This is a genomic window from Thermomonas carbonis (genome assembly GCF_014396975.1).
Taxonomy (GTDB): domain Bacteria; phylum Pseudomonadota; class Gammaproteobacteria; order Xanthomonadales; family Xanthomonadaceae; genus Thermomonas; species Thermomonas carbonis.
Window position 1 is genome coordinate 1880546 of the sequence record NZ_CP060719.1, and the last position, 24819, is coordinate 1905364.

Consider the following 24819-nt stretch of genomic DNA (forward strand, 5'->3'; position numbering starts at 1 on the left):
CGCTGAAACGACAACGCCCCGCGGACGGGGGCGTCATTGGTGACGTCGAAGATTCCGCTTACTGCAACAGCGAGCGGAGCATCCAGGCGTACTTTTCGTGGGTCTGCAGGCGCTGCGTGAGCAGATCCTCGGTCGGTGCGTCGTCGGCGTCATCGGCGATGTCCAGCACCTTGCGCGCGGTACGGCACACCGCCTCGTTGCCGACCACGAGCTGGCGAACCATCTCGCGCCAGTCGGCGGTGTCGGTCAGGCCGGGTTCCTCGGGGATCGAACTCAGCTTGATGAACTCGGCGTAGGAACCGGGGCGTTGAAGCCCAGCGCGCGGATGCGCTCGGCGACATCGTCAAGCGCGTTCCATTGCTCGGTGTACTGCGCCTCGAACATGTTGTGCAGGGCGTTGAACATCGACCCGGTGACGTTCCAGTGGAAGTTGTGGGTCTTCAGGTAGAGGGTGAAGGCATCCGACAGGAAGCGCGCCAGGCCATCCGCGATTTCGCTGCGGTCGGCCTTGGTGATGCCGATGTCGATGCGCGGCGCGCCATCGGCGTGGGGCGCAGTGGAAACGGGTTTGGCGATTTTCTCGGCCTTCGCGGGTTTGGTGGCCTTTTCGGCTTTGGCGAGCTTCACGGGCTTTGCGGCCTTCGCACTCTTGGGGGCGTTCTCGGCCTTCTGGCTGTGGGTCTTCTTGGACATGGCGAATCCTTCGTAGAGGCGTGGTTGGGGGCGTTGCGGCGACAATAGCGGCTCCGGGGTTCCCGGATCATGAAAATTCGTACTGCAATCGATCAATGGCGTCCATCCAGCCCGATTCCAAGCACGCCTCCACCCCGTCCCCGGCACAGGCCCGGCGCGCCATCGATGGCGCACTGAGCCGCGACCGCGGGCGCCTGCTGGGGCTGTGGGCGAAATGGAACGCGAAGGCAGCCGACGACGCGCTGCGCCAGGCCTTCAGCGCGAAGCTGCAGGCCTCGGTCGCCGAGCGCGAACGCCGTGCAGCGGCATTGCCTGCGGCCACCGTGGATGCGTCCCTGCCGATCGCCGCGCATGCGGACGATATCGTCGCCCTGATCCGCAAGCACCAGGTCGTGGTGCTGGCCGGCGAGACCGGATCCGGCAAGACCACCCAACTGCCGAAGATCTGCCTGCTCGCCGGTCGTGGGGCCGCCGGCATGATCGGCTGCACCCAGCCACGGCGGATCGCGGCGCGCTCGGTGGCGCGGCGGGTGGCCGAAGAACTACAGGTGCAGCTCGGTGGCGCGGTCGGCTTCCAGGTGCGCTTCAACGATGCGGTCGGCGACACCACCGCGATCAAGTTCATGACCGACGGCATCCTGCTGGCGGAGATCCAGACCGATCGTTGGCTGTCGAAGTACGACACGATCATCGTCGACGAGGCCCACGAGCGCAGCCTCAACATCGACTTCCTGCTGGGCTATCTCAAGCAGTTGCTGCCCAAGCGCCCCGACCTGAAGTTGATCGTGACCTCGGCGACCATCGACACCGAACGCTTCTCCGCGCACTTCGCAGGCGCGCCGGTGGTCAATGTCGAAGGGCGCGGCTATCCGGTGGAGATGAGGTATCGCCCGCTCGGTGAGAAACCGGGGTCAGAGTCGACTTTCTCCCAGGATGCCGTTTCGCCGATTCCCGCGAAAGGGAAAGTCGACTCTGACCCCGGTTTCTCCGGGCACTCGATGCTGGACGGCATCGTCGCTGCCTGCGATGAAATCCAGCGCGACAAGGGCATCGGCGACACGTTGATCTTCCTGCCGGGCGAGCGCGAGATACGTGAAGCCCACCGGGCACTGGAGAAGCGCAAGTACCGCCACACCGAAGTGCTGCCGCTGTACGCGCGGCTGTCGGCGAAAGACCAGGATCGCGTGTTTCATCCCGGTTCGCAGCGGCGGATCGTGCTGGCCACCAACGTCGCCGAGACCTCGCTGACGGTGCCGCGGATCCATTACGTAGTCGATCCGGGCGTGGCGCGCGTCAAGCGCTACAGCCCGCGGCAGAAACTCGATCGCCTGCACATCGAGGCGATCAGCCAGGCGAGCGCCAACCAGCGTGCCGGCCGTTGCGGCCGCATCGCGCCGGGCACCTGCATCCGCTTGTATTCCGAGGCCGATTTCCAGTCGCGCGCGGAGTTCACCGATCCGGAAATCCGCCGCGCCGCGTTGGCCGGGGTGATCCTGCGCATGTTGTCGCTTGGGCTTGGCGACATCGAGGCGTTCCCGTTCCTGGAGCCGCCGGATTCGCGTGCAGTGGCGGACGGTTGGCAGCAGTTGAACGAACTCGGCGCGGTCGACGCGCAGCGCAAGCTGACCGCGATCGGCCGCACGATGTCGAAGCTGCCGGTCGACGTGAAGCTGGCGCGCATGCTGGTCGCCGCGACCACGCATGGCGTGTTGCGCGAGATGATCGTGATCGCAAGTTTTCTGGGCATTTCCGATCCGCGCGAGCGCCCGGCCGATGCCCGCGCCGCTGCGGATGCCGCGCACGCGCAGTTCGCCGATCCGAAGTCGGAATTCGTCGGCATCCTCAAGCTGTGGCAGGCCTATCGCGAAGCGCACGAGGAGTTGACCCAGTCGCAGTTGCGCAAGTGGGCCGACAAGCAGTTCCTGGGCTTCCTGCGCCTGCGCGAATGGTGGGAGCTGCATCGGCAGTTGAAGCTGCAGTGCCAGGAGTTGGGTTGGGAAACGGGTGAAAAACCCGGGTCAGAGTCGACTTTCCCCGAAAAAACTCATGGTTCCAAGGTGAGTGAGCGGAAAGTCGACTCTGACCCGGGTTTTTCTTCCTTCGCAGCGCTGCATCGCGCCCTGATCGCCGGCCTGCCGACCCACTTGGGCAACCGCGGCGATCGCGGCCTCTACGACGGCCCGCGCGGGCGCAAGTTCCAGTTGTTCCCGGGCTCCAACCTGGCCAGCAAGCCGCCGCCGTGGGTGCTGTCGGCGACTTTGCTGGATACCGAGAAAGTCTGGTCGTTGACCAACGCCGCGATCGAGCCCGACTGGGTCATCGCCGAGCTACCGCACCTGCTGGCGCGTCGCTACCACGAGCCGCACTGGTCGCGTGCGCAGGGACGCGTGCTCGGCAGCGAGCAGATCTCGCTGTTCGGGCTGGTGCTGGCGCCGAAGAAGCCGGTGCACTACGGCGGGCTGTTCCCGGAGGAATCGCGGGTGATCTTCGTGCGCGAGGCCTTGCTCACCGGCGAGATCAATACCCGCAGCCCGTTCCTGCAACGCAACCTGCGCACGCTGGAAGAGGCGAAGCAGGAAGAAGCGAAATTGCGCCGCGTCGGCCTGGTGGTGGACGAGGACTGGCAGGCGCGCTGGTACCTGGACCGGCTGCCGCCGCACGTGCACAACGCGCAGGCCCTGGATGCGTGGGTTGCGAAGTTGCCGAAGGAACAGAAGGGCCTGCTGGAATGGTCGCGCGATGACCTGCTGGTGGTCGACCAGACCGATGCGGCGCTGTATCCGGCGTACATCGCATTGGGCACCGCGCGCCTGGCCGTGCAGTACCGCTTCGATCCCGGCGCGATCGACGATGGCATGACGGTGGCGGTGCCGTTGCACCTGCTGAACGCGCTCGACGATGCGCGACTGTCGTGGCTAGCGCCCGGCTTCGTCGCCGACAAGGCGACCGCGCTGATCAAGTCGCTGCCGAAGGCGCTGCGCCGCAATTTCGTGCCGGCGCCGGATTTCGGTCGGGCCTTCGCGGAAGCGTATTCGCAGCCTGAAGCCGACTCCATCGAAGGCGCGCTCGCCCGTTTCCTCAAGAAGCTGTCCGGGGTCGATGTCACTGCACTGGATTTCGACGCGGCCGGCATCGACGCGCACCTGCTTGCGAACCTTCGCGTGTTCGACAGCGACGGCAAGCACGTGCTCGCCGAATCGCGCGACGTGCCCGAGTTGCGCACGCGCTTTGGCCGGCGTGCTGCCGAGGCCTTCGCCCGCCATGCCGCGCAGGGCATGGCGCAGGCCGGCCTGATCGATTTCCCGATCCAGCCGGTGCCGCTCAGCGTGGCCGGCGCGGGCGGGGTGCCGGCGTGGCCGGCGCTGCAGGACGATGGCGATGCGGCATCTCTCGCCGTGCATGCGCAACGCGAGGTCGCCGAACGCCTGCACCCGCAGGGCGTGCGCCGGTTGCTGGCGATCGCGCTCTCGGACAAGCTGAAGCAGGCGCGCCGACAGTTGCCGGTGCCGCCGAAGACTTCGTTGCTGTACGCCGCGATCGAGTCCGCATCGCCGCGGCGGGATGGCCTGAAGGATGCCGATCGCCTGCGCGCCGATCTTGTCGATGGGGCGTTCGCCGCGCTCGCGGCCGATGGCCTGCTCGCGATCCGCGATGCCGATGCGTTCGCGCAGCGTCGCGACGTCGTTGGCAAGGGCGTGTTCGCCGAAGCGATGCGCCGGCTGCAGCAGGCCGAAGCGATCCTGGGCCTGGTCGCCGAGGTGCGGGCGAAGCTGGAATCGAAGCTGATCGGCTGGGCGCGCGCGAACCTGGACGACCTGCAGGCACAACTGGACGGACTGGTGCCGCCCGGCTTCCTGCGCGACGTGCCGGCCGACGTGCTGGCCGATTATCCGCGCTATCTCAAGGCAATGTCGCTGCGTGCCGAACGCGCGCAACGCGACCCCGTGCGCGACCAGCAGCGGATGCTGGAACTGGCGCCCTTCGTTTCCGCGCTGGCGACGGCCGATGCGACGCATCCGGAAGCCGTGGCCTTGCGCTGGGATCTGGAGGAACTGCGCGTGCAATTGTTCGCGCAGGAACTCGGTGCCAAGGGCGGGGTATCGCCGAAGCGCTTGGCGGCGCGGCTGGAACGCCTGCAAAGAACCGGATGAAGGACCCGATGAGCGCTGGCCGCTTCATGGCGCGCTCGCTAAGGTACGCGCATGCACGCCGTCGCCCCCACCACGACGTCCCATGCCGCGGCCCTGGCGCGGCTACCCGCGGGCGCGCTGCCGGTGCCGTTGGCGGCATTCTGGCGCGAACATGCCGAGGCCGGCGCGCCGATGCGCGACCGCGCCGACGTCTTGCTCGACACGCTCGCGATCCTGGGCACGCTCAACGCCGATGCCGAGGTGATGGCGGCGGCGATGCTGGATGCGCTGGTCGACATCGAGCCACTCGCGGCGGCGGCCAAGGTGGAGATCCCCGAACGCCTGCAGGTGTTGCTGGAAGGCCAGCGCGCGTCCAGCCGGGTGTGGGCGCTGCATCGCGACCACGGTGGCGGGCGCAACCCGGAAGGCATGCGCCGGCTGCTGCTGGCGCTGGTGCGCGACCTGCGCGTGGTCACTATCGTGCTGGCGCGGCAGTTGTCGCGGATGCGCGCGGCCTGGCGGTTGCCGGCGGAAGAACAGCGCGCATTGGCGCAGCTCACCCGTGACATCCATGCGCCGCTGGCCAACCGGCTGGGCATCTGGCAGCTGAAGTGGGAACTGGAAGACCTCGCGTTCCGCGTGCTCGAAGCCGACACCTACGTGCGCATCGCCCGCCTGCTGGACGACAACCGCAGCGGCCGCGAGCGCTTCATCCAGTCGGCACTGGCGCAGTTGCGCGAGGTGCTGGCCGACAACGGCATCGCCGCCGACATCGCCGGCCGGCCCAAGCACATCTACAGCATCTGGAAGAAGATGCGGAAGAAGGATGCGCCGATCGGCGAGTTGTACGACCTGCGCGCGTTGCGCGTGCTGGTCGATGACGTGCCGAACTGCTACGCCGTGCTCGGGCTCGTGCACGCATTGTGGGTGCCGGTTCCGAGCGAGTTCGACGACTACATCGCAAGGCCGAAGCCCAACGGCTATCGCTCGCTGCACACCGCCGTGCTGGGGCCGGAAGGCAAGACCCTGGAAGTGCAGATCCGCACCCGCGAGATGCATGCGCAGGCCGAGCTCGGCGTGGCCGCGCACTGGCGTTACAAGGAAGGCAGCGCGGCCGGCGGTGCGGCGATGGACAAGCGCATCGCGTGGATGCGCAAGCTGCTGGAACAGGCTGCCGATGCCGCCAGGGACGGCGAGGCCTCGCCGTTGCAGGGCATGGACGCGGACCTGGCCGAGGAACGCGTGTATGCGCTCACGCCGAATGGCGACGTGGTAGACCTGCCGCAGGGCGGCACCGTGCTCGACTTCGCCTACCAGGTGCACACCATGGTCGGGCACCGCTGCCGCGGGGCGAAGGTCGATGGCCGCATCGTCCCGCTGGGTACGCAACTGCACAGTGGCCAGCGCGTGGAGATCCTCACCGGCAAGACCGCGGAACCGCGTCGCGACTGGTTGCAGGCGGGCTCCGGGTTCCTGGCCAGCAGCCGTTCGCGCGACAAGGTGCGGGCTTGGTTCAACAAGCTCGATCGTGCACGCAACCTGCAGGCCGGGCGCGAATTGCTCGACCGCGACCTCCGTCGGATGGGCCTGTTGCACGCCGACCTGCAGCCGGTCCTGGCCAAGTTCAACGCGTCGACGGTGGACGAGCTGCTGGTGCTGGTGGCGCTGGGCGATGTCGGCCCGAACCAGGTGGGGCGCGCCCTGCTGGAACTCGAACGTGCCGCGCAGGAAGCGGCGTCGCCAGCCGCATCGACATCGATCGTGCCGCCTAAATCGCATGCGTCGGCTTCGGCATCGAAGGCGAGTACGGTCACCGTGCAGGGCGTGGACAACCTGTTGGCGCAGGTCGCGCGCTGCTGCCAGCCGCTGCCGGGCGAAGCGATCGTCGGCTACCTCACCCGCGCGCGCGGGGTCAGCGTGCATCGCCCGGACTGCGCGGCGTTCCTGCGCTTGGCCGGGATCCAGCCGGCGCGCGTGTTGCCGGTGGAATGGGGCGCGCAGCGCGGTGGCCAGCAGGTCGCGATCCGGATCGAGGGGATCGACCGCAAGTGGCTGTTGAAGGACATCACCACCTTGGTCGCACAACTCGGCCTGCACGTGGCCAGCCTGCATGCCGAACCGGTGCGCGGCGGCCACGGTCAGATCCGCGTGCAACTGCAAGCGCGCGTGCCCGACTTCGGCCAACTCGGTTTGTTGCTGGCGCGGCTGGAATCGCTGCCCGGCATCGAATCCGCGCGGCGCGGATGAACCGCTTCGCCACGCTGCGTCGCAAGCGAGAAGCCTGGCTTGCGCGCTGGGGCACGCTGCCGCTGGGGTGGCGAGGCGGCATTCTTGCGGTGTTCGCGGGCCTGCTCCTGGCCTTCGTGGTGGCGATCGTGTTCCGCCAGCGCATCGGTGACTGGATCTGGCCGGATCCGCGCGCCGAGGCCCTGCGCACGCAAGCAGGCGTGGCGTTGGCTGCAGGTCGTTTGTCGGTGGCCGATGGCAGCGGCGCACGCGAGTTGTACGAAGCGGCATTGGCGCTGCAACCGGATCAGGTCGAAGCGCGCGAAGGATTGTCGCGAGTCGCCTTGGCCGCGCTGGCGCAGGCGGAGGCGCATGCACGCGCCGGCCGCGAGGCGCAGGCGCGGATCGCGTTGCGGCTGGCGCGCGAACTCGATGCGCCGAAGGCCCGCATCGATGCCGCCGAAGCCTTGCTGCGGATGGACGATGCCGCGCAGGCCGGGATCGGTGCGCTGCTTGCAGAAGCGGAATCCGCGCATGCAGCAGGCCATCTGCTGGAGGGCACTAACGCGGCCCTGCCGCTGTACCAGCGCGTGCTGGCCCTGCAGCCGCGCAACCAGCGCGCGGTGGAAGGTCGCGAGGATGCGCTGTCCGACCTGCTGCAGCCGGTGACGGGTCTGCTGACCCGCGGCGACCTGGCCGGCGCGGCATCGCGCATCCAGGCCGCCGAACGCTTCGATGCCGGTCACGTCGACCTGCCCGCATTGCATGCCGGTCTTGCCCAGGCCGTGCAGCAACGCAGTGCGCGCATCCGGCAATCGTTGCTGCGTGGTCGGCATGCAGCTGCCGCCGATGCGTGCGTGGCGTTGCGCGAGGTTGCGGCCTCGGCAGTGCCGGGCGAGTGCAGTGGTGCGGTGGTCGATGGCCTGCTCCGCGATGCCGCGGCAGCGACCGCCGATTTCCGCTTCGACGAAACGATACGGTTGCTGGCGCTGCTCGAACAGCTCGATGGCGATGCCGTGCGCGTGCAGGCCGCGCGTCGCCACCTGCAGGAGGCGCGCGCGGGTGCCGCACACCTGCCGCGCCCGCTCATGTCGCCACGGGTGACGGCGCAGGTGCGCGATTTGCTGGCCCAAGCGGAAGCGGCGCGCACCCGTGGCGACTGGCTGAGTCCGCCCGGCGACAGCGCCTGGGATCGCCTGCGCGAGGCGCGTGCGCTGGCTCCAGCCGATCCGGCGGTGCAGCGCGCCCTGCAGGCCATGCTGCCGGCGGCGCGCGACTGCAACGCCACCGCGCTGCGCGACAACGACCTCGGGCGAGCGCAGGTGTGCCTGGAAGCCTGGCGACAACTGGCCCCGGCCGATGCCGCAATCGCTGCCGCGCAACGGCGACTGGGCGAGCGCTGGCTGGCGATCGGCGAAGAACGCCTGGGGGCCGGCGAACTCGAAGCGACCGCGCGTGCATTGGCGCGTGCACGTGCGCTGGATGCCGCGACGCCCGGCTTGCAGGAATTGCAACTACGGCTGGAGCGGGCCCGTTCCGGCGCGAACTGAAACCGCGCCTCGGTCAGTCGAAGAACAGGTCGCGCACCACGTCGCGCGCGGCATCCAGCGAGAAATGCGCGGCGACATTCGCGCGCCCGTTCGCGGCCAGCCGCGACCACAACGCGTCGTCGTCGTGCAGGCGGAGCACCGCTTCGGCGAAGCCGGCGGCATCGTCGGCGACCAGCACGTCCTCGCCGTCGCGCAGGTGCATCCCTTCCACCGCGCAGGTGGTCGCCACCACCGGCAGGCCGTGCGCCATCGCCTGGTTGACCTTGCCCTTGACCCCGGCCCCGTAACGCAGCGGCGCGATCGACACGCGTACCGCATCCAGCAGTGGCTGCAAGTCCGGGACATGGCCGTGGATGCGCACGCCGGGCAACTCGGCGAGGCGCGCGATCTCTCCCGGCACATCACCGCCGACGCAATGGAATTCAAGTGCGGGTCGCGCGGCGCGAATGAGCGGGAACACTCCGCGTGCGAACCACTGCACGGCATCGACATTCGGCGGATGGCGGAAGCCACCGACGAACATCAGGCCCTCGCGTTGCGACCATGCCGGCCCCGGCACCGCTTCGCGATGCAGGTTGGACAGCACGCGCACATCCGTGCCTGGCGCGTCGATGGCCAGCAGCTCGCGCTCGACCTCGCTGACGACAAGCGTGGCGTGGGCGTCGCGGATCAAGGCCAGTTCGAGATCGCGTGTGCGCATTGCGGCGCGCAGCGCAGTGGCATCGCCAGTCAGTTCCGCGGCGCGGCGTTCGCGCAGGTAGTGCAGGTCGACGGTATCGAACAGCAGCGTCGCTTGCGGCGCGTGCTTGCGCAGCAGCGGCAGCATCTCGCTGGCGATGTAGTGGCGGCTGACCATCGCCACGTCGAAGCGCTGACCGTGTTCGCGCAACCACGCCGGGAAGCGCGCCATGCTCGGCGCATGCCAGCACTCCACGCCGAGCGCCTGCAACGCCTGCGTGTAAGCGCCGTCGGCGCTGCGATTGGCCGGCACGAACACCACGTGCGCGCCTTCCTGCATCAGCAGGCGCATGAGGTTCACCAGCCGCAGCGAACCGGAATCGCGATCCGGCTGCGGGGTGAGCGCGTCGATGACCAGCACCTGTCGTTGCCGGCGATGCAGCAGGGCAGGCGTGGGGATGCTGCCTGCAGGCAGTTGCGATGCGAGTGCGTCGCGCCAGGTGTCGGTGAAGGTCGCCTGGTTGCGCACCTGGGCGGCTTTCGGGCCCGCGTTGATGTCGGTGCCCGAAGTCGTGCCCTCGTCGTGCACGACCACGGCGGCCGGCTGGTAGAGCACGCGCAGGCCAGCGGCGCGCACCTTGAAGGCGAGGTCGGTGTCTTCGTAGTACGCGGGTGCATAACGCGCATCGAAACCGCCGAGTCGCGCGAACAAATCGCGCGGGATCGCGATCGCCGCGCCGCTGACGTAGTCGGCATCGCGGAGGTAGTTGAAGCGGCTGTCGCCGGGATCCTCGAAGCGGCCGTAGTTCCAGCCGCTGCCGTCGGCGAACACCACGCCGCCGGCTTCCTGCAGGCGACCATCCGGATACACCAGCTTTGCGCCGACCAGGCCGGCGTCCGACTGGGCCTCGAAAGTATCGAGCAGCGCGTCCAGCCAGCCCGGCTGCGGCACGGTGTCGTTGTTGAGGAAGACCAGCAGCTCGCCGCGCGCCAGTACCGCACCGTCGTTGCAGGCAGCGATGAAACCGCCGTTGCTGGCACGTGCGTGCACGCGAATGCCGTCGATCGCGCGCAGTTGGGTCAGCGAATCGTCGGGCGAAGCGTCATCGACCACGATCACTTCGAATGCGACCGTCGGCGGATGCGCGGCGATGGCGCGCAGGCAGGCGAGCGTGTGTGGGAATGCGCCGTACACCGGGATGATGATGCTGGCGCGAGGCATCGGGGAGGTCGGCACTGCGAACGGTGAAAACGCCGTCGCAGCAGGTGCATACAGCGCGTGCGCAGGGATCGGCGCGCGACGGAACTGCCGCAGCAACCGCGCCCAGCTGGCCGCCAATCCGCGTGTGCGCAGGCTGGCCCAGCCGCGCCGCCACAGGCCGAGCGCGCGCGCGATCCAGAAGCGCGCTTCGGCGGGGAGGGGCATGCGGCGGAACTCCGGCGGATTAATTCTGACTGACGACGAGGCATCGGCCTACGGCGGGCCGCGCAAACCCTGCGCTAGACTCGCCGCAACCGTACCCGGCATTGTCGCATTCCGCGAAACCGCCGCCAGCCAGGCCGCCCATGCCCCGCATCGAAGACGAAGACGACCTGCACGACGATGGCGACGGCACCGATTCGGAAGGCCCTGTTTGGCGCAACCGGCTGCTGACCTGGGGGCTCGCCGCCGCGGCTTTGCTGCTGGGCTTCCTGATCCCGTACATGCTCTATCTGAACCACCAGGTAGGCGAGCGCTTCGGCAAGTTGCGCTGGCAGGTGCCGACCCGCGTGTACGCGCGGCCATTGGTGCTGCGCTCGGGGTTGGCGATGGACGCGCAGACCCTGAAGACCGAGCTCGATGCCGCCTCCTATCGAGACGGCGACGGCAAGCGGCCCGGCACCTACGACCGCAACGGTGCGCGATGGCGGATTTCCAGCCGAGGCTATGACGATGTCGATGGCCGAGTCGCGCCCGCCATCCTGGAAGTCACCCTGTCCGGCGGCGACGTGGCGGCGATCCGCGATGTCGCCGGGAAGCGCGCGCTGCGCAGCGCGCGCCTCGACCCGGCACGCATGGCCACGCTGTATGGCCAGCAGCAGGAAGAGCGCCGGCTGGTGCGCATGGAGGAAGTGCCGGAACTGCTGGTGACCGGCTTGCAGGCGGTCGAGGATCGCGATTTCAACCGGCACATGGGCATCGACATTGGCGGCATGCTGCGCGCGGCTTTCGTCACCGTGAAATCCGGCGGCGACACCAAGCAGGGGGCCAGCACGCTGACCCAGCAGCTGGCGCGCAGCGGCTTGCTGGGCATCGGCAAGGAACAGACGGTCACCCGCAAGGTCAAGGAAATCCTGTTCGCCCTGCTGCTGGAGGCGCGCTACGACAAACGCACGATCCTGGAGGCCTATTTCAACCAGGTCGACTTGGGCCAGCGCGGCGCGCAGTCGATCCGCGGCGTTGCGGCGGCGTCCGAATTCTGGTTCGGCAAGGAACTGCAGGACCTGTCCACCGAGCAGATCGCGCTGATGATCGGCCTGGTCAAGGGGCCGTCCTGGTACAACCCGCGGCGCAATCCCGAGCGCGCGACCGAGCGGCGCAACTTCGTACTCGGCGAGATGCACGAGACCGGCCTGATCGACGACAAGGAATTCCAGCGCGCGACGAAGGCGCCACTGGGCGTGACCGAGAACGCAGGCAGCCTGGCTGCGAACCGGTTCCCCGCCTACGTCGATCTGGTGCGCAAGCAGCTGGCGCGCGATTACCCGGCAGACAAACTCTCCGGTGCCGGCCTGTCGGTGATGACCGGGATGTCGCCGGCCGCGCAGGGTTATGCCGAAGGCGCGGTGGCGCGCACGCTCAAGTCGTTGTCGACCAAGGGTCGCCCGACGCTGCAGGCCGGGGTGGTGATGACCGACGTGCACAACGGCGACGTGGTGGCGGTGGTCGGCAGCCGCGAATTCACCGAACAGGGTTTCAACCGCGCGGTTGATGCGAAGCGGCCGGTCGGCTCGCTGCTCAAGCCCTTCGTGTATCTGCTTGCGTTGGCGCAGCCGGACAAATGGTCGCTGGCCAGCACCATCAGCGATGCGCCGGTCACCGTCAGCCTGGGTCGTTCGCGCAACTGGAAGCCGGGCAATTCCGATGGTCGCAGCCATGGCACCGTGCGCCTGCTCGATGCGCTGGCGCAAAGCTACAACCAGGCCACGGTCCGGCTGGGCATGGACATGCAGCCGCAGCGGTTGGCGGAGTTGACCCGCACCCTGGCCGGGATCGAATCCGAAGGCCAGCCCTCGCTGATCCTCGGCGCGGTGGATCAGAGCCCGTACGCGATGGCGCAGCTGTACCAGTTCCTCGCGTCAGGCGGCGAGATCCAGCCGCTGCACGCGGTGCGTGGCGTGCTGGATCCGCAGGGCAAGGCGATCAAGCGCTATGACAGCGTGGCGCCGCCGGCGCAAAAGGGCGATGCGGTGGCCGCGCGGCTGGTCGGCGTGGCCCTGCAGTACGCGGTCAGTTCCGGGACCGGTCGTCCACTGGTGCGCGACGGTCTGGGCAGGCTGGCCGCCGCCGGCAAGACCGGTACCAGCAACGATGGCCGCGACAGCTGGTTCGCCGGCTACACCGGTGACCATCTCGGCGTGGTCTGGGTCGGCAACGACCAGAACAAGGAAACCGGCCTGTACGGCGCGACCGGCGGGATGCGGGTGTGGTCGGACGTGTTCGCGCGGCTGCCCAGCGCACCGCTGCGGTTGAGCGACGAGGGCCTGGACTGGCGCTGGGTCGAGGGCGGCCACAGCACCGATCCCGGCTGCCCTGGCGCGCGTCGCTTCGCGTTCGTGGCGGGCTATGCGCCGGGCTACCAGGCTTGCGTGTACGTGCCTCCGCCGGCCCTGGACGAATACGGCAACCCGATCCCCGCAGACTCCGCGCTCGACGGCGAACCCGGTGCGCTGCAACGCGCCGGACAGGCGATCCGCGGTTGGTTCGGCGGCGACGATCCTGCCAAGCAGGTACCGGTTCCCGCCGACGCGCCACCGGCCGCGCCGGTGCCGCAGCCCTGATTCCGGAGGCATCGCGATGTCGCGCCTGAGCCAGGCCGTCGGCGAGGCGCTCGGCGCCGATGCGCCGCTCGCGCAACGGATTCCCGGCTTCGTGACGCGCCCCGCGCAGCAACGCCTGGCGATGGCGGTGGCGGACGCCTTCGAGCAACGCGGCGTGCTGCTGGCCGAGGCCGGCACCGGCACCGGCAAGACCTTCGCCTACCTCGTGCCCGCGCTGTTGTCCGGGATGAAGACGATCGTGTCCACCGGCACGCGCGCGCTGCAGGACCAGCTGTATTTCCGCGACCTCCCGCGGGTGCGCGACGCCTTGGGCACAGGCATCAAGAGCGCGTTGCTCAAGGGTCGTTCGAACTACCTGTGCCTGTACCGAATGGAGCAGGCCAAGGGCGATCCGCAGCTGTTCAAGGGCGGGTTTTCCTCGCGCGAACAGGTCTCGCAGTTCCAGCGCGTGGTCGCGTGGAGCGGGCGCACGAAGATGGGCGACCTGGCCGAACTGGAATCGCTGCCGGAAGATTCGCCGCTGCTGGCGCAGGTCACATCGACCGCGGACAACTGCCTGGGCACCGACTGCCCGAGGTGGGGCGACTGCTTCGTGGTGCAGGCGCGCCAGCGCGCGCAGACTGCAGACCTGGTCGTCGTCAACCACCACCTGCTGCTGGCCGATCTTGCGCTCAAGCAGGAGGGCTTCGGCGAAATCCTGCCGGGCGCGCAGGCCTTCGTGGTCGACGAGGCCCACCAACTGCCGGAGCTCGCCGCGCAGTTCTTCGGCGAAGGGCTCGGCGCACGGCCTCTGGTCGAGTTGGCGCGCGATGCGCTGGGCGAATGCAAGGAGGTCGCGGGCTCGCTGGCCAGCGTGCAGGAACCCGCGCGCGAGCTGGAACAGGCTGCGCGTGCCTTGCGCGCGAGCATGGACAACCTGCCGGTGCGCGGCACGGCGTGGCGCGCGCTGGACGAGGTCGACATCGAGCCTGCATTCCAGACATTGGCCGCTGCGCTGCAGCGCATGCAGGACACGTTGGAACCGTTGCGCGAGGCCGCGCCGGGATTCGATGCCTGCCACCTGCGTGCGCGCGACCAGCTTGGCCGCCTGCGCCGCTGGCTGGGCGAAAAAGTGGGGTCAGAGTCGCCTTTCGAAACGAAAGGCGACTCTGACCCCACTTTTGACGACGAAGCACCACCCGACACCAGCGTGCACTGGTACGAACTCACCCCGCGCGGCTTCCGCCTGCAACGCACGCCGCTGGACGTATCCGCGCCGTTGCGCCGGCATCGCGAGGAATCGCGCGCGGCCTGGGTGTTCACGTCGGCCACGCTGGCCGTGTCCGGCGGGTTCTCGCATATCGCCCAGCGGCTCGGGATCAACGAAGCAGTCGAATTGCTCGAGCCCAGCCCGTTCGACTGGGACCGGCAGGCGCTGTGCTTCCTGCCGCCGCGTCTGCCCGAACCGGCCTCGCGCGATTACGGCACCGCGCTGATCGCGACCTTGCTGCCGGTGCTGCAGGCGTCGGGCGGGCGCGCGTTCCTGCTGTTCGCCTCGCACCGCGCGCTGCGCGAGGCCGCCGAGTTGCTGCGCGACGCGCCGTGGCCGTTGTTCGTGCAGGGCAGCGAGCCGCGTCACGTGCTGCTGCAACGGTTCCGCGAGTCCGGCAACGGCGTGCTGCTGGGTACCGCGAGTTTCCGCGAAGGCGTGGATGTGGCCGGCGATGCGCTGTCGGTGGTCGTCATCGACAAGCTGCCGTTCGCGGCACCGGACGATCCGGTGTTCGAGGCACGGCTGGACGCGATCCGCCGCGCCGGCGGCAACCCGTTCCGCGACGAACAATTGCCGCAGGCGGTGATCGCGCTCAAGCAGGGCGCCGGTCGCCTGATCCGCACCGAAACCGACCGCGGCGTGCTGGTCCTGTGCGATCCGCGCCTGACCCAGAAAAGCTACGGCAAGGTGTTCATGGATTCGTTGCCGCCGCTGCCGATCACCCGCGAGGTCGGCGACGTGCAGGCGTTCTTCGGGTCACAATCCGGCCCATGAAACTGCTCGCGTTCGAAACCGCCACCGAAGCCTGTTCCGTCGCCGTCTATATCGATGGCGAAGTGCGCGAACGCTTCGGGCTGGCGCCGCGCCGGCATGCGGAACTGGCGTTGCCGTGGGCGGAGGAGATGCTGGCCGAGGCCGGTATCGCCAAGTCGCAGCTCGACGCGATCGCGGTCGGGCGTGGTCCCGGTGCGTTCACTGGTGTGCGCTTGGCCATTGCCATCGCCCAGGGCATCGCGCTGGCGCTGGACCGGCCGGTGCTGCCGGTGTCCACGCTCGCAGCGCTGGCAATGCGCGCCGCTGTTCCCCCTCTCCCGCTGGCGGGAGAGGGTCGGGGTGAGGGTGGGCAAAACATCCTCGCCGCGATCGACGCACGCATGGGCGAGATCTACCTGGGGGCGTTCGCGCGTCGTGGCGATGACATCGTCGCCCTCGCTAGCGAAGTCGTGGTCAAGCCCGATATTGCCAATATTCCTGCAGGTGACGACTGGCGTGGCGTCGGCACCGGCTTTTCCGCTGCAGATGGTGCGTTGCCCCTGCGCCTGCAATGCAGGCTGGCCACGGTCGATGCCAGCGCCCTGCCGCATGCAGCAGACTTGGCCCGCTTGGCCGCACTCGCGTTCGCGCGCGGCGAAGCGGTCGCGGCGGAACGCATCGAGCCCGCCTACCTGCGCAACAACGTCGCCCTGACCCTTGCCGAGCAACAGGCCTTGCGCACCAAAGGTTGACGGGCGTCGCTTGTCGCCCTTGGCATTCTGGTTATGCTGCAAAGCAGCAGTCCAGAAGTGGGGTGTGGCATGGCAAACAGGAACTGGGTGTTGGCCGGCATGCTGGTGGCGCTGCCGGCAATCGCCGAAGACGTGGCCTTCGAGGGCCACACGCTGGAGGTGGATGCCAGCCGCGAAGCGCGTCCGATCATGGGCATGCGCGGCACCCGCTATTCCATCCCGGGATCGGCATCGCAGATCGTCGGCAGGGTCCAGTACTGCGCCGCGCAGCAGCCGGCGGCGATCACGATCGAATCGGTGGATGCCGAGGCCGGACGGTTGGTGGCGGGAAGTCGCGCCGCCTATCGGCAGAAAGGCCGGCGAAGCGTGCGCGCGCGGATGACGGTCGAGACCGGCGAGGGCAATTTCCTGGTCGTCTTCACTGATCTGGCGACGGCATCGGCCGATACCGGCGGCTTTGCACCGCTGATCCAGCAGGATGGCGCGGGCTGGGAAAGCGCACTGGAGGCGGTGATCGGCATCGAGCAGCCATTGCTCGACTGCATGTTCCGCTGAGCGGTCTTTCGCCGGGTTTCTAACGGTCGATCAGCTCGCCGCCGGGCAGAAACTGCCAGGTGCGTGTGACGTGCAGCACGTCGGGATCTTCCTGGGTCTTCGGCAGCGGCGAGAACGGCTGCGACAGCCTGACGATGCGGCTGGCGGCCTCGTCCAGCATCGGCACGTGGCTGGACTGGACGATGCGGATGCTTTCCACGCTGCCATCGCGGCGCACGCCCACGCTGATCACCACCAGTCCGCCGATGCGGCGGCGGCGCGCTTCGTCCGGATAGTTGAGGTTGCCGACGCGTTCGACCCGATCCACCCAGCCGCGCAGGTAATCGGCCCAGGCGTATTCCTTGGTGCTGGCGGAAACGAACTTGCGCTTCGGCCGCTTGGCATATTCCTGCGAGCGCAGCTGGATCTCCGCGGCCAGCCGCGCCATTTCGATGTCGCGGTCGATTTTTTCGCGGCCTTGCGGCGCCTGGTTGGCGTCGACCTGCTGCAACGGTTGCGGCATCGGCAGGCTCTGGGTGGCATTCGCTGAAGCCACCACCCGCGCATCCGGCGGCGGGCTTGGGCTGGGCGATTGCGCGTGCAGCGGACGCGGTGCCAGCCCGTCGACGGGTTGCGGCAGCGGGCCGGCCTGCGGGGCGGTGGGCCGGCTGCTCTTGTCGTGCTCGCCGCCACCCTGGTTATTGGCCTGGGCCAGGAAGTCCGCCTGCGCCGGGGTCAGCGGCGTCTGCGTGCGGCTCAGGATCACGTCCAGGGTGGGCAGCATCGGCGCCGCGTCCTCGACCGCGAAGCCGATGCCGAGGATCACCATCGCATGCACCAGCACCGACAGCACCAAGGTCGCGCCGAGGCGCTCCGACTCGCCGATGCGGGGCGGCGCAGGCAGCGACGCGGGGGCGGCGGCCGCGCCCATCACGCCACCGACGTGGCTTCGATGCGGTCGAACAGGGTGCCGGCGATGTTGAGGCCGAACTGCGCGTCCAGTTCGCGGATGCAGGTCGGGCTGGTGACGTTGACCTCGGTCAGGTAGTCGCCGATCACGTCCAGGCCGACGAACAGCATGCCGCGGCGTTTCATCTCCGGACCCACCTGCGCTGCGATCCAGCGGTCGCGCTCCGTCAACGGCCGGCCTTCGCCACGCCCGCCGGCGGCCAGGTTGCCGCGGAATTCATCGCCCTGCGGGATGCGTGCCAGGCAGTAATCGACCGGCTCGCCATCGACCAGCAGGATCCGCTTGTCGCCGTCCACGATCTCCGGCAGGTAACGCTGCGCCATCGCCAGGTGCACACCGCCCTGGGTCAGGGTTTCCAGGATCACGTTGAGGTTCGCCTCGCCGGCGCGGGCGCGGAAAATCGAACGCCCGCCCATGCCGTCGAGCGGCTTCAGCACGGCCTCGCCGTGTTCGCCGACGAAGGCCTTGAGCGCCTTCGCGTCACGGCTGACCAGGATCGGCGGGCAGCACTGCGGGAACAGCAGCGCGGCCAGTTTCTCGTTGAAGTCGCGCAGGCCCTGCGGGTCGTTGACCACGCGCGCGCCCTGGCGCTGGGCCATGCCCAGCAACTGGGTGTCGTGGAGGTAGGCGGCATCCACCGGTGGATCCTTGCGCATCAGCACCACGTGGCCGGGGCCGAAGTCGAGTTCCTGCCAATCGCCCAGGCGGAAATGGCTACCCTGCATGTCCTGCACCGTGAGCGGGGCGGTCATGGCCACCGCTCGCGCGCCGCGCAACGCCAGCCCGCCGGGGCGAACATAATGCAGCCGATGGCCGCGCCGCTGGGCCTCCAGCAGCATCGCGAAACTGGAGTCTTTCGCGGTCTTGATGGACTCGATCGGGTCCATCACCACCACGACGTCGAGGGGTGCGGCGTCTGTCATCTGCAGGTCCATGGCGGGCTGCGAAGATGGTAGCAGGCGACGCGCAGCGTCCATCGATGTGACGCATTGCGGCGCTTGACAGGCCGCGTGCGGGCTGGGATATAGACAGTCCGGCTGCAGTGCAAAAACAGCAGCGGGCAATGGCGGCAAGGGGAACGCATGGCGCAGCAAGACGAGACAGGCATCAACCTCCAGGGTTTGAGGGTGATGGTCATCGACGACTCGAAGACGATCCGGCGCACGGCGGAAACGCTGCTTGCGCGGGAGGGCTGCGACGTGGTCACCGCAACCGACGGGTTCGAGGCGCTGGCGAAGATCGCCGACCACAACCCGCAGATCATTTTCGTGGACATCATGATGCCGCGGCTCGACGGCTATCAGGCCTGCGCGCTGATCAAGAACAACCAGACATTCAAAACTGTGCCCGTGATCATGCTTTCGTCGAAGGATGGTTTGTTCGACAAGGCGCGTGGTCGTATCGTGGGCTCCGAGCAATATCTGACCAAGCCCTTCACTCGTGAAGAACTGCTTGGTGCCATTCGGAAGTACGTCAACGCCTGACCGGGGGGTAGGGCATCAATGGCACGCATACTGCTGATCGAGGATTCGCCGACCGAGGCCGCGGTGATGACCCAGTTGCTGGAACGCAACGGGCACCACGTGACCACGTCGGGTAGCGCGGAGGATGGCATCGCCACCTGCCGCCGCGACAAGCCGGACCTCGTGCTGATGGACGTGGTGCTGCCCGGCATGAACGGCTTCCAGGCCACCCGCGCGCTGTCGCGCGATGTCGACACCAGCCACATCCCGGTCCTCATCGTCAGCACCAAGGGCCTTGAAACCGACCGCGTCTGGGGACTGCGCCAGGGCGCCAAGGACTACATCGTCAAGCCGCCGCGCGAAAGCGATCTCATCGCGCGCATCAACGCACTGATCGGGCACTGAGCATGGCCAAGCGCGGCAAGCAGAAGCAGAAAGGCAAGCCGCAGGCGGCCACCGCCGTCGAGGCCGTGTCCGCCGCGCCGGACGAGATTGCCGCGATCGAAGCTGAGTCCGTCGAGGCGCTGGTCGTCGAGTCGGAAGAGGCACCGCAGCCCGAGGTCCAGCTGGAGCCCGCCGGCGCACTCGAAATGGTCGAGGCCGTCGAGGAGGCTTCGCCGGAAATGATCGAGCCGTCCTTGCAGCAAGCGCCGCCCCCTGCGCGCTCCAAGCCTGCGCGCCGGGTGTCGTCGCGTCCGCGCGACAAGCGCTCGCCGTTCCTGGTGCTGGCCGATTACGAACAACGCAGCCTGGCCCACGTGGCCGGCCTGCCGGAACAGCTGGATGCGCCGGGCCTGTGGCGCGGCGTGGCCTACCGGGTCGGTTCGCACCGGCTCGCGTCAGGCTTCGATGAAGTGGTGGAAATCATGCCGCTGCCGCTGGTCAGTCACGTGCCCGGCTCGCTGCCTTGGATGCTCGGCGTGGCCAACGTCCGCGGCACCCTGCTGCCGGTGGTCGACCTCAAGCAGTTCCTCGAGGGCGAGCGCACCGTGCTGCATGAAAGCCAGCGCGTGCTGGTGGTTCGCCAGCCCGGTGGCGATGTTGCCGTCACCATCGACGAGTTGTACGGCCAGCGCAGCTTCGTCGACGGCCAAGGCATCGATGTCGAATCGGTGTCCGAAGGCCGCTATGCGTACTTCATCGATCGTGCCTACCGCATCAACGAGCAGGATTGGGGCGTGTTCAGCCTCGACCGCCTCGCCCGTACTCCCGAATTCCGCCAAGCCGCCGCCTAACCCGCGGACCCATACGCAACCCGAGGTCGCAACATGAGCACTCTGATGGATTCCGTCGCCGGCAAGGGCCGCAACATCAGCACCAACTTCTGGATCTGGTTGCTGATCGGTTCCCTGCTGGTCTTCGCCGGCAACACCTTGTACGCAACCACCAAGGCCTCGCGTCTCGGTGGTGCCAGTACTGCGGCCTCGCGCCTGCAGCTGAACTCGCAACGGCTGACCAACCAGGGCCGCGATGCGGTCGCGGGCGATGCGCAGGCATTCGACGCGTTCAAGGCGACCAAGAGCGAAGTCGACGAGGACATCAAGACCCTCAACGATCGCTTCGGTGACCAGGCTGGCGTCTCCGGTCCGATCCGCACGGTGAGCAACACCTGGGATCCGCTGGCAAAGCGCGCCGACGAAGTGATGGCCTCCCAGCAAGCGGTGCTGGCATTGGCCGGCCGCGCCGACAGCTTCAGCACCAAGGTGCCGCAGCTGCAGGCGCAGTTGAACGAAGTGGTGCGTGGCCTGGCGTCCGGTGGTGCCGGTTCCGGCCAGGTGTTCACTGCGCTGCAGCAGGTGGTGACGTCGGCGGCCATGGCCCGCCGCATCGCCGAATTGCGTGCCGGCGGCAGTGGTGCCCAGGTCGCCGCGGACGCCCTCGGTCGCGACTCCGCGGTGTTCGACCGCTCGATGAATGCGCTGCGCAACGGCAGCGGCGACATTGCCAAGGTCACCGCTGCTGGTGCGGTCGCCCCGCTCAACCAGGCCGCGACCCTGTGGGCCGGCATGAAGAAGGATCTCGACGGCATCGTCGGCGACTCGCGCAAGCTGATCGGCGCGCAGGCGTCGGCCACCGCCCTCGCCAGCGGTTCGGACAAGTTGCTCTCGGACAGCGAAAGCCTGTTCGCGGCATTCACCTCGTTCGGCTCGCTGAAGGACACCAGCATCGTCGGCGGTGTCTGGGTCAGCATCCTGTCCGGTCTGTTGATGCTGTTCTCGATCGGTGGCCTGGTCTGGTCGCAGGGTCGCGCCCAACGCCTGCGCTACCACACCACCAAGGAACTCAATGACCGCAACCAGGAGGCGATCATGCGCCTGCTGGACGAAATGGGTTCGCTCGCGGAAGGCGACCTGACCGTGAAGGCGACGGTGACCGAGGACATGACCGGCGCGATCGCGGACTCGATCAACTTCGCGGTGGAACAGCTGCGTACCCTGGTGGCGACGATCAACGACACCTCCGTGCAGGTGGCCTCCAGCGCACAGGAAACGCAGGCGACCGCCATGCACCTGGCCGACGCCGCCGAGCACCAAGCGCAGGAAATCAATTCCGCCACCGATCGCATCAACGAAATCGCTTCGAGCATTAACCAGGTCTCGCGCAACTCCGCCGACTCGGCCGAGGTGGCGCGTCGCTCGGTGCAGATCGCGACCAACGGCGCTGGCGTGGTGCGGCAGACGATCGCCGGCATGGACAGCATCCGCGACCAGATCCAGGAAACCTCGAAGCGCATCAAGCGACTGGGCGAAAGCTCGCAGGAAATCGGCTCGATCGTGGAACTGATCAACGACATCTCCGAGCAGACCAACATCCTGGCGCTGAACGCAGCCATCCAGGCGGCCTCGGCCGGTGAAGCAGGCCGCGGGTTCGCGGTGGTGGCCGACGAAGTGCAACGACTCGCGGAACGCTCCTCCGGCGCGACCAAGCGCATCGAATCGCTGGTGCAGACCATTCAGGCCGATACCAACGAAGCCGTCAGCTCGATGGAGCAGACGACCTCGGAAGTGGTCGCCGGTGCCCGACTGGCCGAGGACGCGGGTACCGCGCTGGGCGAGATCGAAAAGGTGTCGTCCGACTTGTCGGGCCTGATTGAAGGCATCTCGGTGGCGGCGCAGGAACAGTCTACCGCGGCAACCGACATCACCCAGACGATGAACACGATCCAGTCGATCACTGCGCAGACCTCGCAAGGTGCGAGCCAGACCGTGCAATCGATCGGAAACCTTGCCCAACTCGCGTCCGACCTGCGTCGTTCGGTCGCCGACTTCAAGCTGCCGGCCTGAGTGCAGGCAGGAAACCAGAGGTCGGGATGAACAGCACCCACCAGGCAAGCCCCGCGTCGCGGGGCGATAGCGGAGCTTCGCGATGACCACGGCGTTGCGCGATGCCATCGACCATACCGCGCTCGGTTGGGTGAAGCCCGAGATCGACGAGACCCTGCGCCAGGCGCGGCTCGAGATCGAGGCCTTCGTCGAAAACCCGGCCGATGCTTCCTCCATGCGCGCCTGTGCGGGTTATCTGCACCAGGTGCAGGGCACCCTGCGCATGCTGGAGTTGCAGGCGCCGGCGATGGTCGCAGGCGAGATGGAACAACTGGCCGGTGCGCTGCTGGAAGGCGTGCCTGGCAGTCGCGACGACGCCCTTGCGGCGCTGATGCGCGGCGTGGTGCAGTTGCCGGATTATCTGGAACGCCTGCAGGGCGGTCATCGCGATATCCCGATCGTGCTGCTTCCGTTGATCAACGACCTGCGCGTGTCGCGCGGTGTGGATGCGTTGCAGCAGGACGCGTTGCCCAGCCTGTTGGTCGAAGCGACCGAGGCAGAACTGGAGCATGCGCGCGGCAGCCTGGCCGGACGCAATCGTGCCCTGCTGGACACCGTGTCAGCGGCGCTCAAGGAAGACCTGTTGCGGGTCAAGGACGCGCTCGACCTGCACCTGCGTGCCGGCGGCGGCAACGTCGCCGAACTGGAGCCGCAGGCGCAAGCCCTGGATCGCATCGGCGAAACCCTGGGCATGCTCGGCCTGGAAAGTGCGCGTGGCGTGATCCACGAGCAACGCAAGGTGGTGCAGGGCATCGCCGACGGCAGCCGACCGCCGAATGAAGACGACCTGATGGAAGTCGCCGGTGCGCTGATCTACATCGAGCATTCGCTGGACGACCAGGTCACCCGCCTCGGCACCGGCGATGCCCCGGGTGATGGCGACGACCAGCTGGCGCAGGAATCGCGCAAGGTCATGGGCGTGCTGGCACGCGAGGCGGCGGCCAACTTCGCCGAAGTCCGCAATGCCTTCGTCGCCTTCGTCGAAACCGACTGGGACCATGCGGTGCTGGACCCGGTGCCGCGCCTGCTCGCCGAAGTCGCCGGCGCGATGCGCATCCTCAACCTGCCGGAACCGGCGGGTTACCTGGAAGCGCTGCGCCGTTACAGCCATGCTGAATTGCTCGGTCGCAAGCAGGTGCCCGGCGGGCGTCAGCTGGACACCCTGGCCGATGCGCTGGCCGGCATGGAGTACTACCTGGAGTCGCTGCGCGATCCGCATGGCCAGCGCCAGGATCTGCTCGACAAGACCCGTATCAGCCTCGAACAGCTGCAGTACTGGCCGTTGCCGGATGACGGTGTGGCGACCCTGTCCGAAGCGGTGCCGGCTGAAGTCGCCCCGGTGCTGGAAGCGGTCGTCTTCGAGACACCGCAAGCGCCCGATGCCGCCGAAAGCTCGGCAGCCACGGTCAGCGTTCAGGCCGACGTGCCTGTGCTGAGCGCGGGCTTCGATGAAGTCGGCGATGAAATCGATGACGAGATCCGCGAAATCTTCCTCGAGGAATTCGAGGAAGAAATCAGCAACCTCGACGGCCTGTTGACGCCGTGGAAGCGCACGCCCGATGACGGCGAGCTGCTGCGCCCGATCCGCCGCGTGTTCCACACGCTCAAGGGCAGCGGGCGCCTGGTCGGTGCCAAGACCCTCGGCGAATTCAGCTGGCACGTCGAGAACATGCTCAACCGCGTTCTCGACGGCTCGCGCCCGGCCAGCCCGGCCGTGGTCGCCTTCGTCAGCCAGACCCGCGCCGCATTGCCGCAACTGCTCGCCGCGTTGCGTGGCCAAGCCAGTGGCGTGCTCGACATCGCTTCGATGGAAGCGGTCGCCGACCGCCTGGCCGCCGGCGAAGACGTATTGCTGGATACCGCCGGCAGCGCACCGGTGGCCAAAACGCCTGGCCGCGCGGCCGAACCCGAAGCCACCGCACCCGCCGCAGACACCGTGGCCGCTCACGTCGACCCCGTGCTGCTGGAGATCCTCGGCTCGGAAGTCGGTGGGCATCTGGAAACCGTGGACGCCTGGCTGGCGCAGGCGCGTGCCGGCGATGCCAGCGTCAACGATGGCTTGGTGCGCGCGATCCACACCCTCAACGGTGCTTTCGCGATGACCGAAGTGCCGTCGGTAACTGCGTTCACCGCGCCGGCCGAGGGTTACGTCAAGCGCCTGCTGACCGCCAATGCAGCGGCAGACGCCGAAGGCGTCGCCACCCTCGGCGAAGTCGCCGACGCGGTGCGCACCACGACGGCCGCGCTGCAGGCCACACCCGCCCAGGTACCGGTGTACGCCGCCCTGGCCGCGCGCGTCGCCGCCCTGCGCGACACCTTGCCCGAAAGCAGCCTGCCGTTCATCGACGCCACCGCCGAAGCTGCACGCAAGGCAGCGGAGCAGGCCGAGGCCGCCGAGGCCGAGCGCATCGCTGCCGAACAGGCAGAAGCCGAGCGCCTTGCCGCGGAAGAAGC

14 protein-coding genes and 2 pseudogenes are annotated in these 24819 nt (G+C 68.2%); 12 read left to right on the forward strand and 4 right to left on the reverse strand.

The window, feature by feature from the left end:
* Window positions 1-58: 58 nt before the first annotated feature.
* A pseudogene (locus tag H9L16_RS08565) lies at window positions 59-627 on the reverse strand (Dps family protein).
* A 161-nt stretch (window positions 628-788) separates the two neighbouring features.
* Here H9L16_RS08565 and hrpA point away from each other — a divergent pair.
* The 3 genes from hrpA to H9L16_RS08580 are packed head-to-tail and all read left to right on the forward strand — an operon-like array spanning window position 789 to window position 8599.
* Window positions 789-4844 (forward strand): ATP-dependent RNA helicase HrpA, encoded by a 4056-nt coding sequence (gene hrpA, locus H9L16_RS08570; RefSeq protein ID WP_187551322.1) that lies wholly within the window; start codon window positions 789-791, stop codon window positions 4842-4844.
* 51 nt (window positions 4845-4895) lie between these two features.
* Window positions 4896-7070, forward strand: coding sequence for a RelA/SpoT family protein (locus H9L16_RS08575; RefSeq protein ID WP_425507187.1), 2175 nt, complete (start codon window positions 4896-4898; stop codon window positions 7068-7070).
* A complete protein-coding gene (locus H9L16_RS08580; protein WP_187551323.1) occupies window positions 7067-8599 on the forward strand; it encodes a hypothetical protein in 1533 nt (510 codons plus the stop codon). Before H9L16_RS08575 ends, H9L16_RS08580 begins: the two co-directional genes overlap by 4 nt.
* A gap of 13 nt (window positions 8600-8612) precedes the next feature.
* On the opposite strand, the gene H9L16_RS08585 is transcribed toward H9L16_RS08580, so the two are convergent.
* On the reverse strand, window positions 8613-10703 hold the full coding sequence (locus tag H9L16_RS08585) for a glycosyltransferase (RefSeq protein ID WP_187551324.1): 2091 nt from the start codon (window positions 10701-10703) through the stop codon (window positions 8613-8615).
* 140 nt (window positions 10704-10843) lie between these two features.
* Between H9L16_RS08585 and mrcB the strand changes: the two genes are divergently transcribed.
* The 4 genes from mrcB (at window position 10844) to H9L16_RS08605 (ending at window position 16630) form a co-directional block, all read left to right on the forward strand.
* Entirely contained in the window at window positions 10844-13318 is a 2475-nt protein-coding gene (gene mrcB / locus H9L16_RS08590; RefSeq protein WP_187551325.1) for a penicillin-binding protein 1B, read from the forward strand.
* A gap of 16 nt (window positions 13319-13334) precedes the next feature.
* Window positions 13335-15344, forward strand: a complete 2010-nt coding sequence (yoaA, locus tag H9L16_RS08595; RefSeq protein WP_187551326.1) for a DNA repair helicase YoaA — start codon at window positions 13335-13337, stop codon at window positions 15342-15344.
* On the forward strand, window positions 15341-16075 hold the full coding sequence (gene tsaB, locus H9L16_RS08600) for a tRNA (adenosine(37)-N6)-threonylcarbamoyltransferase complex dimerization subunit type 1 TsaB (protein WP_187551327.1): 735 nt from the start codon (window positions 15341-15343) through the stop codon (window positions 16073-16075). The genes yoaA and tsaB overlap by 4 nt, the downstream gene beginning before the upstream one ends.
* A gap of 69 nt (window positions 16076-16144) precedes the next feature.
* Window positions 16145-16630 (forward strand): hypothetical protein, encoded by a 486-nt coding sequence (locus H9L16_RS08605; protein ID WP_187551328.1) that lies wholly within the window; start codon window positions 16145-16147, stop codon window positions 16628-16630.
* A gap of 19 nt (window positions 16631-16649) precedes the next feature.
* Here H9L16_RS08605 and H9L16_RS08610 read toward each other — a convergent pair whose 3' ends face one another.
* Window positions 16650-17540: an energy transducer TonB gene (locus H9L16_RS08610; protein WP_187551329.1), complete on the reverse strand. Its 891-nt coding sequence runs from the start codon at window positions 17538-17540 to the stop codon at window positions 16650-16652.
* Complete coding sequence (gene gshB, locus H9L16_RS08615; protein ID WP_187551330.1) at window positions 17540-18502, reverse strand: glutathione synthase; 963 nt, start codon at window positions 18500-18502, stop codon at window positions 17540-17542. Before gshB ends, H9L16_RS08610 begins: the two co-directional genes overlap by 1 nt.
* Before the next feature lie 159 nt (window positions 18503-18661).
* On the opposite strand from gshB, the gene pilG reads away from it, so the two are divergent.
* From pilG to H9L16_RS16520, 5 genes and pseudogenes are all read left to right on the forward strand, one after another.
* Window positions 18662-19063: a twitching motility response regulator PilG gene (gene pilG, locus H9L16_RS08620; protein ID WP_187551331.1), complete on the forward strand. Its 402-nt coding sequence runs from the start codon at window positions 18662-18664 to the stop codon at window positions 19061-19063.
* A gap of 18 nt (window positions 19064-19081) precedes the next feature.
* Complete coding sequence (locus H9L16_RS08625; RefSeq protein ID WP_187551332.1) at window positions 19082-19447, forward strand: response regulator; 366 nt, start codon at window positions 19082-19084, stop codon at window positions 19445-19447.
* A gap of 278 nt (window positions 19448-19725) precedes the next feature.
* The gene (locus tag H9L16_RS08630) at window positions 19726-20277 is read left to right on the forward strand and encodes a chemotaxis protein CheW (protein WP_229796656.1); all 552 of its coding nucleotides are present in this window, start codon (window positions 19726-19728) and stop codon (window positions 20275-20277) included.
* Between the two features lie 33 nt (window positions 20278-20310).
* On the forward strand, window positions 20311-22326 hold the full coding sequence (locus H9L16_RS08635) for a methyl-accepting chemotaxis protein (RefSeq protein WP_187551333.1): 2016 nt from the start codon (window positions 20311-20313) through the stop codon (window positions 22324-22326).
* Window positions 22327-22408: 82 nt separating this feature from the next.
* Window positions 22409-24148: pseudogene (locus H9L16_RS16520) on the forward strand (Hpt domain-containing protein); the annotation flags it as partial.
* Window positions 24149-24819 lie beyond the last annotated feature (671 nt).